The organism is Sphingopyxis indica, from assembly GCF_032879645.1.
Classification (GTDB): Bacteria; Pseudomonadota; Alphaproteobacteria; order Sphingomonadales; family Sphingomonadaceae; genus Sphingopyxis; species Sphingopyxis indica.
Genome location: NZ_CP076394.1, coordinates 3,332,204 through 3,344,798 on the forward strand (window position 1 = coordinate 3,332,204; position 12,595 = coordinate 3,344,798).

Sequence of the window (12,595 nt, forward strand, 5' to 3'; positions counted from 1 at the left end):
CAGGAACGAAGACATGACCCATTATCCCACCCCCGAGCATCGGCGCCTTGCCGAAGAGGGCCTCTATCGTCCCGATCTCGAATCCGATGCCTGCGGCGTCGGGCTGGTCGCGGCGACCGACGGCAAGCCGTCGCGCCGCGTCGTCGAGGCGGCGATCGAGGCGCTGCGCGCGGTCTGGCACCGCGGCGCGGTCGACGCCGACGGCAAGACCGGCGACGGGGCGGGGATCCATGTCGACCTTCCCGAACGCTTCTTCGACGATGCGATCGCGGCGTCGGGGCACAAGGTGCTGCCGAACCGCCTCGCCGTCGGCATGATCTTCCTGCCGCGGACCGATTTGTCCGCGCAGGAAGCGTGCCGCACGATCGTCGAGTCCGAGATCATCGAGGCGGGCTATACCATCTATGGCTGGCGCCAGGTGCCGGTCGACGTGTCGGTGATCGGCGACAAGGCGCAGCGCACGCGCCCCGAGATCGAGCAGATCATGATCGCCGGCCCGATGCCGGGCGAATCCTCGCTCGCCGAATATGAAAAGCAGCTCTATCTGGTGCGCCGCCGTATCGAAAAGAAGGTGATCGCGGCGCAGATCGCCGATTTCTATATCTGCAGCCTGTCGTGCCGCTCGATCATCTACAAGGGATTGTTCCTCGCCGAGAGCCTGGCCGATTTCTATCCCGACCTCGCGAACAAGCTGTTCGAAAGCCGGGTCGCTATCTTTCACCAGCGCTATTCGACCAACACTTTCCCGCAATGGTGGCTCGCGCAGCCGTTCCGCACGCTCGCGCACAATGGCGAGATCAACACGATCCGCGGCAACAAGAACTGGATGCGCAGCCACGAGATCAAGATGGCGAGCCTTGCCTTCGGCGAGCATAGCGAGGACATCAAGCCGGTGATCCCGGCGGGCGCGTCGGACACCGCCGCACTCGACGCGGTGTTCGAGACGCTGTGCCGCGCCGGGCGCGACGCACCGACCGCGAAGCTGATCCTCGTCCCCGAAGCCTGGGCGAACGATCCCGACGTGCCGCCCGCGCATGCGGCGATGTATAGCTATCTCGCCAGCGTCATGGAGCCGTGGGACGGCCCCGCCGCGCTCGCGATGACCGACGGCCGCTGGGCGGTCGCGGGCATGGACCGCAACGCGCTGCGCCCGCTGCGCTATACGCTGACCGCCGACAATCTGCTCGTCGTCGGCTCCGAAAGCGGCATGGTGGTGCTGCCCGAGGCGAGCATCCGCAAGAAGGGCCGCCTCGGCCCCGGCCAGATGATCGCGGTCGACCTCGACGAGGGCACGCTCTACGAAGATCGCGCGATCAAGGACAGGATCGCCGGCGCGCACGACTATGCCGCGCGGGTCAAGGGTTTCCGCACGATGCGCGACCTGCCGAAGGGCGGCAAGTCGAGCCTGCCCGAGTGGGACCGCGCCGAACTGCTGCGCCGCCAGGTCGCGGCGGGGCTGACAATGGAGGATATGGAACTCATCCTCTCCCCGATGGTCGAGGATGCGAAGGAAGCCGTCGGCTCGATGGGCGACGACACGCCGCTCGCGGTCATTTCGGACAAGCCGCGCCACGTCGCGCAATTTTTCCGCCAGAACTTCAGCCAGGTCACCAACCCGCCGATCGACTCCTTGCGCGAACGGCATGTGATGAGCCTGAAGACGCGCTTCGCCAATCTCGCCAATATCCTCGACGAAAAGGGGCAGAGCGAGCACGTCCTCGTAATGGATTCGCCGGTGCTCGTCGGCGACGATTGGGACCGGCTGCGCGCCTATTTCGGCGATGCGGTCGCCGATATCGACTGCACCTTTCCAGTGGGCGGCGACGCCTCGACGCTGCGCGACGCGATCGCGCGCATCCGCCGCGAGGCCGAGGATGCGGTGCGCGCGGGGCGCAGCGAGCTGTTCCTGTCCGACCAGAATATCGGCGAGGGCCGCGTCGGCGTCGCGATGGTGCTCGCCGCCGCCGCGGTTCACACGCATCTCGTCCGCAAGGGGCTGCGCAGCTATGCCTCGGTCAACGTCCGCTCGGCCGAAGTGCTCGACACGCACGGCTTTGCGGTGCTGATCGGCGTCGGCGCGACGACGGTTCACGCCTATCTGACCGAGGCGACGATCGCCGACCGTCAGGCGCGCGGGCTGTTCGGCACCCTGTCGCTCGACGATTGCCGCCAGCGTTTCCGCAAGGCGATCGACGACGGGCTTTTGAAGATCATGTCGAAGATGGGGATCGCGGTGATCTCCAGCTATCGCGGCGGTTATAATTTCGAGGCGGTCGGCCTGTCGCGCGCGCTGGTCAACGACCTCTTTCCCGGTATGCCGGCAAAGATTTCGGGCGAGGGCTATCAGTCGCTCCTCATCAACGCGACCGAGAAGCATGAAGCCGCCTATGACAGCCGCGTCACGACGCTGCCCATCGGCGGCTTCTATCGCCAGCGCGCGGGCGGCGAGGCGCACGCCTATTCGGCGCAGCTGATGCACCTGCTTCAGACCGCGGTCGCGACCGACAGCTATTCGACCTATCTGCAATTCGCGCGCGGGGTCGCCGACCTGCCGCCCGTCTATCTGCGCGATCTGATGGAGTTCAACTATCCGGCGCAGGGCGTGCCGCTCGACAGCGTCGAGGCGATCACCGAAATCCGCAAGCGCTTCGTCACCCCCGGCATGTCGCTCGGCGCGCTGTCGCCCGAGGCGCACGAGACGCTGGCGATCGCGATGAACCGCATCGGCGCCAAGGCGGTGTCGGGCGAAGGCGGCGAGGACAGCTCGCGCTATCGGCCCTATGCCAATGGCGACAATGCCAACAGCAATATCAAGCAGATCGCGAGCGGCCGCTTCGGCGTCACCGCCGAATATCTCGGCGCGTGCGACGAGATCGAGATCAAGGTTGCGCAGGGCGCCAAGCCCGGCGAGGGCGGTCAGCTTCCGGGCTTCAAGGTCACCGAGTTCATCGCCCGCCTGCGCCATTCGACGCCCGGCGTGATGCTGATCAGCCCGCCGCCGCACCACGACATCTATTCGATCGAGGATCTGGCGCAGCTCATCTATGACCTCAAGCAGATCAACCCCAAGGCGCGCGTCTGCGTCAAGCTGGTCAGCTCGGCGGGCATCGGCACCGTCGCCGCGGGCGTCGCGAAAGCCCATGCCGACGTGATCCTCGTCTCGGGCAACACCGGCGGCACCGGCGCCAGCCCCCAGACGAGCATCAAATATGCGGGCACCCCGTGGGAAATGGGCCTGTCCGAAGTCAATCAGGTGCTGACGCTGAACGGCCTCAGGCACCGCATCCGCCTGCGCACCGACGGCGGGCTCAAGACCGGGCGCGACATCGTGATCGCCGCGATCCTCGGCGCCGAGGAATATGGCATCGGCACGCTGAGCCTCGTCGCGATGGGCTGCATCATGGTGCGCCAGTGCCATTCGAACACCTGCCCGGTCGGCGTCTGCACGCAGGACGAGAAGCTGCGCGCGAAGTTCACCGGCAGCCCCGAGAAGGTGATCAACCTGATGACCTTCATCGCCGAGGAAGTGCGCGAAATCCTCGCCAAGCTGGGGTGTCGCAGCCTCGACGAGGTGATCGGCCGCACCGAGCTGCTGCGACAGGTCAGCCGCGGCGCCGAGCATCTCGACGACCTCGACCTCAACCCGATCCTCGCGAAGGTCGACGCGCCCGACGACCAGCGCCGCTCGAAGGGCCCGCATTTCCGCAATCCGGTTCCCGACAGCCTCGACGCGCAGATTTTGAACGACGCGAAGCCGCTGTTCGAACGCGGCGAGCGGATGCAGCTGACCTATAATGTCCGCAACACGCACCGCGCGGTGGGCACCCGCCTGTCGGCCGAAGTGACGAAGCGCTTCGGCATGAAGGGCCTCGCCGACCGCCACGTCGAGATCCGGCTGCGCGGCACGGCGGGGCAATCGCTCGGCGCCTTCCTCTGTCAGGGCATCACATTGGAGGTGTTCGGCGACGCGAACGACTATGTCGGCAAGGGCCTGTCGGGCGGCCGCATCATCGTGCGGCCGACCGTGTCGAGCCCGCTGGTCAGCCAGCACAACAGCATCGTCGGCAACACCGTCCTCTATGGCGCGACGGCGGGCACGCTGCTCGCCGCGGGTCAGGCGGGCGAGCGCTTCGCGGTGCGCAACTCGGGCGCCAATGTCGTCGTCGAGGGCTGCGGCGCCAATGGCTGCGAATATATGACCGGCGGCACGGCGGTGATCCTGGGGCCCGTCGGCTCGAACTTCGGCGCCGGCATGACCGGCGGCATGGCCTTCGTGCTCGACGTCGATGGCGCTTTCGAGCGCCGCGCCAACGGCGAATCGATCCAGTGGCAGCGCCTCGCCAGCGCGCATTGGGAAGGTGTGCTCAAGGAATTGATCGCCGACCATGCGCAGGCAACGGGCAGCAAATGGTCGGAGGAAATCCTGTCCGACTGGGATCGCCGCAAGGGCGAATTCTGGCAGGTTTGCCCCAAGGAGATGGTCGGCCGCCTGATGCACCCGCTGAGCGACGCCGAAGCGCCCGAGGTGGTCGCGGCCGAATAGTGCAGGATCCTCTCCGTGCCGAAGGCATGAGGAGGGGGACCGCGAAGCGGTGGAGGGGCCGAGCGCGTCGCGCTCGCTACGTTCGCGGCCCCTCCGTCAGCCCTGCGGGCTGCCACCTCCCCATCGCTGCGCGACGGGGAGGACCGATTGTCGCGCGAGCGATGCGGTTCGCCGTATCGCCCGCAGCGTTCAGCGCAGCGAAAGCGTCGGTCGGTTAAAAGACGCGCGCCAAAACTCCGCGTCCGCGCCCGAAAGGAATGACGCCATGTGCCGCCTGCCCCTGATCGCCCTTCCCCTGCTCGCGCTCGCTGCGCCGCTGCCCGCGTCGGCGGGCGAGGGCTCGCTCGGCGACGCCGCCGCCACGCTCAGCGATCCGGCGGCGCAGGACCGGATGGCCGACACCGTCGCCGCGCTCGTCGGGGCATTGATGCAGATGCCCGTCGGCCCGCTCGCCGAAGCGGTCGCACGCATCGACCCCGAATCCGACGCTGCCTATATCCCGCCCGACGCCACGCTCGGCGAGATCGCGGGGAGCGACCCCGACTATGGCGAGCGGCTGGGCGACGACGTGCGCGCCGGCACCCGCATGGCGGGCAGCATGGCCGCCGCGCTCGCGGCCTATGCGCCGGTCCTCAAGGATATGGCGCGCGACATGGCGGCGCAGTGGGAACGCGAGCGCGCCTCCGCGCGGCGATAACCGTCCCCACTATAGCCGTTGCACCCCGCGCCCCGCTGCCGCTAATGGGTGAGCATGTGGCAGCTTTATCAATTCCCGCTATGTCCCTTTTCGCGCAAGATCCGGCTTTTGCTGGGCGAAAAGGGCGTCGGCTATGAATTGCTGCGCGAGTCGCCGTGGGAGCGGCGCGACGAATTCATCGACCTCAATCCCGCCGGGCGCACCCCGGTCATGGTCGATCAGGATCGCGGCCAGGTGCTGATCGACAGCACCGCCATCGCCGAATATTTCGAGGAAACCGTCGAAGGCAAGGCGATGATCAACGGCACCGCGGCGAACCGCGCCGAGATCCGCCGCCTCGTCGCCTGGTTCGATCAGGATTTCTATTTCGAGGTCACCGGGCCGCTGCTGTTCGAGCGGATGCAAAAGCGCATCGTCCACCGCCAGCCCCCCGACGGCGGCGCGCTGCGCGAGGCGATGAAGGCCGCGAACAACCATCTCGACTATATCGACTATCTGATCGACCACCGCACCTGGCTCGCCGGTGCGACGATGAGCCTCGCCGACCTGGCCGCCGCGGCGCATATCTCCGTCGCCGACTATCTGGGCGGGATCGACTGGACCGGGCACGAACAGACGAAGGGCTGGTATTCGGGCCTCAAGTCGCGCCCGAGCTTCCGCCCGCTGCTCGCCGAGCGGATGGAAATTGTGTCGCCGCCGAAATATTATGAGGATGTCGATTTTTGACGCGCCACGGAATGCGAAGCGTTCCGAAGCGTCAACCCCCGCAAAGGCGGGGGTCGCCTGCGGCCCGATGCCGCCATCTCGGAATAGCCCGACAGCGCCCCCCGCCTTCGCGGGGCGACGTCTTGTTAAATAGGGACAGTCCCTATTTTTTACGCCGCGCCGCGATCAGATAGTTGAGCGCCTCGCTGCCGCCGAGCTTGAAGCCGCGCGTCGGCGAGGGCGCGAGGCCGGTGCGGTCGACGACTTCGAGCCCGGCGTCATCGAGCAGGGTTTCGAGTTCGGCGGGTTTCAGGAACCGGTCCCAGTCGTGCGTGCCGCGCGGCACCGCGCCGATCCGCTCCGCCGCTTCGACGAGCAGCAGCTTCGACAGCGTGGTGCGGTTCGGCGTCGAAAGGATCATCAACCCCTCCGGCGCAAGCCGCGCCGCGAGTTCGCCGATGAAGGCCGCCGGATCGGCGACATGCTCGACGACCTCCATCGAGGTGACGAGATCGAAGGTCGCGGGCGGCAGCGCCGACAGTTCCCCGGCATGATAGGCGATCGCCAGCCCCTGCCCCGCCGCATGATCCTTTGCAGCGGCGATATTCTCCGGCGCCGCATCGACCCCGGTGACCGCCGCGCCGAGCCGCGCGAGCGGCTCGCACAGCAGGCCCGCGCCGCAGCCGACGTCGAGCGCGCGCTTGCCGGCGAGCGGATGACGCTCGCGCGCATCGAGATGCCAATGCGCGTCGATCTGCGCGCGGATGTAGGACAGGCGCACCGGATTGAGCCGGTGGAGCATCGCCGACGAGCCGTGCGGGTCCCACCAGTCGGCGGCAAGCGCCCCGAAATGTGCGGCTTCGTGCGGATGGATCGTGGCTGTCGTCATAGGCAAGAATTGGCACCGCGCGCGCGCCGACGCAAGATAATTGCCCGGCGGCGGCCACCGATCGGGCGAAACACCGCTTTGGATTGCGCCGCGCGAAGAAAATATATCGCCGCGCATCATTCGCCGCCTTGCCTTCGCCCGTCCCCTTCCCTAACAGCGCGAAGCTCGCGGAAAACTCCGAAAAAGTTGCCGCTGAAACCAGGGAAAGAAGGCAGGCGAGATGGCGCGGATAGTGATGAAATTCGGGGGCACGTCGATGGCGGGCACCGAGCGGATTCGCACCGTCGCAAAGCTCGTCGCGCGCGAAGTCGCGCAGGGTAACGAGGTCGCCGTCGTCGTGTCGGCGATGGCGGGCGAAACCGACCGGCTGGTGAATTTCTGCCGCGAGGCGAACCCACGCTACGACCCGGCCGAATATGACGTGGTGGTCGCGAGCGGCGAACAGGTGACGTCGGGCCTGCTCGCCCTGACCTTGCAGGCGATGGGCGTTCCGGCGCGCAGCTGGCTCGGCTGGCAGATGCCGATCCGCACCGAGGAAGCCCACGCCCGCGCGCGCATCGCCGATATCGAGACCGGCGCGCTGCTCGCGGCGATGGGGCGCGGCGAGGTCGCGGTGATCCCGGGCTTTCAGGGGATGATGGACGACGGCCGCGTCTCGACGCTCGGCCGCGGCGGGTCGGACACCAGCGCGGTCGCGGTCGCGGCGGCGGTGAAGGCCGACCGCTGCGACATCTACACCGACGTCGACGGTGTCTATACCACCGACCCGCGTATCGTCGCGCGCGCGCGCAAGCTCGATTATGTCACCTATGAGGAAATGCTCGAGCTCGCGAGCGTCGGCGCCAAGGTGCTCCAGACGCGCTCGGTCGGGCTCGCGATGAAAGAGGGCGTGCGCGTGCAGGTGCTCTCGAGCTTCGTCGACGGCGACGAGGCGCCCAAGACCGGCACGATGATCGTCAGCGACGAGGAAATAGAGGAAGTCCAGATGGAACGGCAGCTGATCACCGGCATCGCCCACGACAAGAATGAAGCGAAGGTCATCGTCACGCGCGTGCCCGACCGGCCGGGCGGGGTCGCCAACATCTTCGGTCCGCTCGCCGCGGCGGGGATCAACGTCGACATGATCATCCAGAACGTCGGGCGCGACAAGGGCGAGACCGACGTGACCTTCACCGTCCCCGCCGCCGACCTGCTGCGCTCGATCGACCTGCTCGAATCCGAAAAGGAAAAGATCGGTTTCAACCGCATCCTCAGCGACGACAAGGTTGCCAAGATCAGCGTCGTCGGCGTCGGCATGAAGAGCCACGCCGGGGTCGCGAGCACGATGTTCCGCGCGCTTGCCGACCGCGGCATCAACATCCAGGCAATCTCGACCAGCGAGATCAAGGTCAGCGTGCTGATCGACGAGGACGAAACCGAACTCGCGGTGCGCGTGCTGCATACCGCCTATGGGCTCGACGCGGAATAAGCCTCATTCCGCTTTTGCTGCCGAACGGCCGGAATCGGCCGATAGGCGGTCATAAGGGTCCTCCCCGGCACGGGGAGGGGGACCATGCGAAGCATGGTGGAGGGGCACCCTCGGTTTACGCTGCGTTCAAAGAGGGAAAGGCAAACCGCCTGTGCCCCTCCACCACCCTTCGGCCTCGCGGGAAGCAACGCGCCCCGCGCGTTCCTTTATCCCGCTCGCTCCCCCTCCCCCAAGGGGGAGGACCGGCCGCTCACCACCCGAAGCGGCCGACACACACCAGGCAAAAAGAAGACCCGCCCCCGGGCCCATGTCCCCGGAGGCGGGTCGCGACCCGTCGTCTGGCCGGGCGGGCGCGCCGCCGCTACGCGGCCGGCGCGCCCGCTCCGTCAAACGAGGTCGAAACGGTCAGCGTTCATCACCTTCGTCCACGCCTTGACGAAGTCGCGCACGAACTTTTCTTCATTGCCGTTCTCGGCATAGACTTCGGCGACCGCGCGCAATTCGGAATTGGAGCCGAAGACCAGGTCGGCGCGAGTCGCGCGCCAGGTCTCGCCGCCGCCCGCACGGTCGGTGGCGACATATTCCTGATCGTCCGATCCCTCGACCGCCTTCCACACATTGGTCATGTCGAGCAGGTTGACGAAGAAGTCGTTGGTGAGTTGCCCCGACCGTTTGGTGAAATGGCCATGCCCGCGCTCGCCATGATTGGCGCCGAGCACGCGCAATCCGCCGATCAGCACCGTCATCTCGGGCACCGAAAGGCCGAGCAGCGAGGCGCGATCGAGCATCATTTCCTCGACCTTCACCGCCAGCTTCTTCTTGCCCAGATAGTTGCGGAACGCATCGGCCTCGGGCTCCATCACCTCGAAGCTTTCGACGTCGGTCTGCTCCTGGGTCGCATCGCCGCGGCCGCCGGTGAAGGGCACCGCGACGTTGAAGCCCGCATCCAGAATCGCTTTCTCCAGACCCACGACGCCGCCGAGCACAATCGCATCGGCCATCGACAGGCTGCCGCGCAGCCCGTCGAGCGTATCGAGCACCTTGGCCAGCATCGCCGGTTCGTTGACCTCCCAGTCCTTCTGCGGCGCGAGGCGCACACGCGCGCCGTTGGCGCCGCCGCGGAAGTCGGACTTGCGGAAGGTGCTGGCCGAGGCCCAGGCAGTCTTGATCAGCTGGCTGACCGTAAGACCGCTATTCGCGATCCTGTCCTTCACCGCCTTCACCTCGGCGTCCGACGGCATGGTGCCGGCGGGGATCGGGTCCTGCCAGATCAGGTCTTCGGCCGGAACTTCGGGACCGAGATAACGGACCTTCGGCCCCATGTCGCGGTGCGTGAGCTTGAACCAGGCGCGCGCGAAGGCGTCCTTGAACGCTTCATGGTCGTTGCGGAACCGCTCGCTGATCGCGCGATAGGCGGGATCGCGCTTGAGTGCCATGTCGGCGGTGGTCATCATGGTCGGAACCTTGATGCTCGGGTCCCACGCCGCGGGAGCCATATCCTCCTCTTTCTGGTCGATCGGCTGCCACTGGTAGGCACCGGCAGGCGACTTCACCAGTTCATAGTCATAGTCGAGCAGCAGGCGGAAATAATTCTCGGACCACTCGCGCGGCGTGTTGGTCCACGCGCCCTCGATGCCGCTGGTGACGGCATGTTCGCCGATGCCGCCGCTCTCGTGGCTGCTGACCCAGCCGAAGCCCAGCGCGGCGAGGTCGCCGCCCGCGGGCGCCGGACCGAGCAGCGCGGCGTCGCCATTGCCGTGCGCCTTGCCGAAGGTATGCCCGCCGGCGGTGAGCGCGACGGTTTCCTCGTCGTTCATCGCCATGCGCTTGAAGGTTTCCTTCATGTCGCGCGCCATGCCCGCGTCATCGTGGGGATTGCCCTGCGGCCCTTCGGGATTGACGTAGATGAGGCCCATCTGGATCGCGGCGAGCGGCCCTTCGATCGTCTCCATTCCCTTGGCGGGGTCGATGCGCGTCTGGACGCCCTCATTGACCCACTTGTCCTCGCTGCCCCAATAAATGTCGCGCTCGGGCTCGTAAACGTCGACGCGGCCGCCGCCGAAGCCGAAGATCGGTCCGCCCATGCTCTCGATCGCGACATTGCCGGCGAGGATCAACAGGTCGGCCCAGCTGATCCTGTTACCATATTTCTGCTTGATCGGCCAAAGCAGGCGGCGCGCCTTGTCGAGATTGCCATTGTCGGGCCAGCTGTCGAGCGGCGCGAAACGCTGCTGCCCGCTGTTGGCGCCGCCGCGGCCGTCGGCGGTGCGATAGGTGCCCGCGGCGTGCCACGCCATGCGGATGAAGAAGGGACCATAATGCCCATAGTCGGCCGGCCACCAGGGCTGGCTGTCGGTCATCAGCGCCTTGAGATCGTCCTTCAGCGCCTGATAGTCGAGCGACTTGAACGCCTTGGCATAATCGAAATCCTCGCCCATCGGATTCGACGATCCATTGGGGGTCAGGATTTCGGTCGCCAGCATGTCGGGCCACCAATCCTTGTTGGTGCGGCCGAGCAGCGCGCGGACGCCGCCGGGCTGGTGGATCGGACATCCCTTTTCGGGGTCGATGGGGGTCGGGTCGTTCATGCTGTCTCTCCTCTCTTGATCCGGCTGATTTGCGTGGCGCGCAGGGATGACGGGTGCATGACGAGCGCGCGAATGCCGGCGTCTCTGGCTGGAACCGTCATGGAAAAGCGTGAGTCGATGGCGCGCATCCTTTCGCTTTGGCCCGGGCAGGATAGGCGCGCGGGTGCGTTTCGCCAAAACCGAATAAGATGGATTGAGTGATTGACCGGGCCGATTAGTCGGGCAGCGGCGGCAACGGCCGGCGCGCACGCGCAACGCCTTGCCGCATTGCCGGAAACATCGCCCTGCTCTCGCGGGTTTCCCAGGCGTCGCGACCGTGATGGCATGGCCGCGGCACTTTGCAGGAGACGGAAAAATGGCCAATCAGAATCAGCAAGGCCAGAACCCCCGGAAGACGGACCGCAATCCGGACCGCCAGCAGCAACAGCAGGGCGGACAGAACCGCCAGCAGGGCGAACAGCCCCGCCGCGATCAGCCCGACCGCGACCGCGACCAGCAGCGCTGACAGGGCTGCATCGAAAAAGGGGCCGCCCCGCGCCGGGACGGCCCCTTTTTCGTGCGCGCGATCCGAAGCGCGCCTTGATCGAACCCGCCGACCGTGTTGCCGCAATGAAACGGGCGGCAAAAAAATTGACCGCGCCCCTCTCGCTTTGCCGAGACCCGATTGCGCCCGCCGCCCGGTGCTGGCAAAGGCGCATCAATGAGCAAATTACATGATCTGATGGCGCGCGGGACCGAGTTGCTCGGCAGCGACCACGCCATCCTGTGCGGGGCGATGAGCTGGGTCTCGGAACGCCATCTCGTGAGCGCGATCAGCAACGCCGGCGGCTTTGGCGTGATCGCGTGCGGGGCGATGACGCCCGAGCTTCTGGACACCGAGATCGCCGCGACGAAGGCGCTCGCGACGCGCAATTTCGGCGTCAACCTGATCACCATGCACCCGCAGCTGTTCGAGCTGATCGACGTGTGCGCGAAGCATGGCGTCGGCCATGTCGTGCTCGCGGGCGGCCTGCCGCCGAAGGGCAGCCTCGAGGCGATCAAGGCGTCGGGCACGAAGGTCATCTGCTTCGCCCCGACGCTCGCGCTTGCGAAGAAGCTGATGCGTTCGGGCGTCGATGCGCTGGTGATCGAGGGGATGGAAGCGGGCGGCCACATCGGCCCCGTCTCGACGAGCGTGCTCGCGCAGGAAATCCTCCCCGCGCTCGCAGCCGAACTGCCGATCTTCGTCGCCGGCGGCATCGGCCGCGGCGAGGCGATCGCCGGCTATCTGGAGATGGGCGCCTCGGGCGTCCAGCTCGGCACGCGCTTCGTCTGCGCGAAGGAGAGCATCGCGCATCCCAATTTCAAAAAGGCGTTCATCCGCGCCTCGGCGCGCGACGCGATCGCGAGCGTCCAGATCGACCCGCGCCTGCCGGTGATCCCGGTGCGCGCGCTCAAGAACGCCGGCACCGAAGCCTTTACGATGAAGCAACGCGAGGTCGCGAACAGCCTCGACGCGGGCGATGTCGACATGGCCGAGGCGCAGCTCCAGATCGAACATTATTGGGCGGGCGCGCTGCGCCGCGCGGTGATCGACGGCGACGTCGAAAATGGTTCGTTAATGGCCGGGCAATCGGTCGGTATGGTAACAGGCGAAGAGACGGTCGCGGAAATCGTCGCATCGCTGGTGCAACAGGCCGAAGCGGCCTTGAACAATCGGGGTTGA

Annotated in this window: 8 protein-coding genes; 6 read left to right on the forward strand and 2 right to left on the reverse strand. The window is 66.7% G+C overall.

Features of this window, described 5'->3' with window-relative positions:
- Positions 1-13: 13 nt before the first annotated feature.
- The 3 genes from gltB to KNJ79_RS15565 all read left to right on the forward strand — a co-directional run bounded on the left by gltB (position 14) and on the right by KNJ79_RS15565 (position 5,966).
- Entirely contained in the window at positions 14-4,543 is a 4,530-nt protein-coding gene (gltB, locus tag KNJ79_RS15555; RefSeq protein WP_317151760.1) for a glutamate synthase large subunit, read from the forward strand.
- Positions 4,544-4,808: 265 nt separating this feature from the next.
- Positions 4,809-5,240, forward strand: a complete 432-nt coding sequence (locus tag KNJ79_RS15560) for a hypothetical protein (RefSeq protein ID WP_089217366.1) — start codon at positions 4,809-4,811, stop codon at positions 5,238-5,240.
- Between the two features lie 54 nt (positions 5,241-5,294).
- Entirely contained in the window at positions 5,295-5,966 is a 672-nt protein-coding gene (locus KNJ79_RS15565; RefSeq protein WP_089217367.1) for a glutathione S-transferase family protein, read from the forward strand.
- Positions 5,967-6,108: 142 nt separating this feature from the next.
- Here the strand turns inward: KNJ79_RS15565 and ubiG are convergent, their stop codons facing one another.
- Positions 6,109-6,834 carry a bifunctional 2-polyprenyl-6-hydroxyphenol methylase/3-demethylubiquinol 3-O-methyltransferase UbiG gene (gene ubiG / locus KNJ79_RS15570; RefSeq protein ID WP_317151761.1) on the reverse strand — a complete coding sequence of 242 codons (726 nt, stop codon included), beginning with the start codon at positions 6,832-6,834 and terminating at the stop codon, positions 6,109-6,111.
- 220 nt (positions 6,835-7,054) lie between these two features.
- On the opposite strand from ubiG, the gene KNJ79_RS15575 reads away from it, so the two are divergent.
- The gene (locus KNJ79_RS15575) at positions 7,055-8,302 is read left to right on the forward strand and encodes an aspartate kinase (protein WP_317151762.1); all 1,248 of its coding nucleotides are present in this window, start codon (positions 7,055-7,057) and stop codon (positions 8,300-8,302) included.
- A gap of 386 nt (positions 8,303-8,688) precedes the next feature.
- On the opposite strand, the gene katG is transcribed toward KNJ79_RS15575, so the two are convergent.
- Positions 8,689-10,890, reverse strand: a complete 2,202-nt coding sequence (gene katG / locus KNJ79_RS15580; RefSeq protein WP_317151763.1) for a catalase/peroxidase HPI — start codon at positions 10,888-10,890, stop codon at positions 8,689-8,691.
- 355 nt (positions 10,891-11,245) lie between these two features.
- Between katG and KNJ79_RS15585 the strand changes: the two genes are divergently transcribed.
- Positions 11,246-11,395 carry a hypothetical protein gene (locus tag KNJ79_RS15585; protein WP_212541949.1) on the forward strand — a complete coding sequence of 50 codons (150 nt, stop codon included), beginning with the start codon at positions 11,246-11,248 and terminating at the stop codon, positions 11,393-11,395.
- Between the two features lie 195 nt (positions 11,396-11,590).
- A complete protein-coding gene (locus tag KNJ79_RS15590; protein WP_317151764.1) occupies positions 11,591-12,595 on the forward strand; it encodes an NAD(P)H-dependent flavin oxidoreductase in 1,005 nt (334 codons plus the stop codon).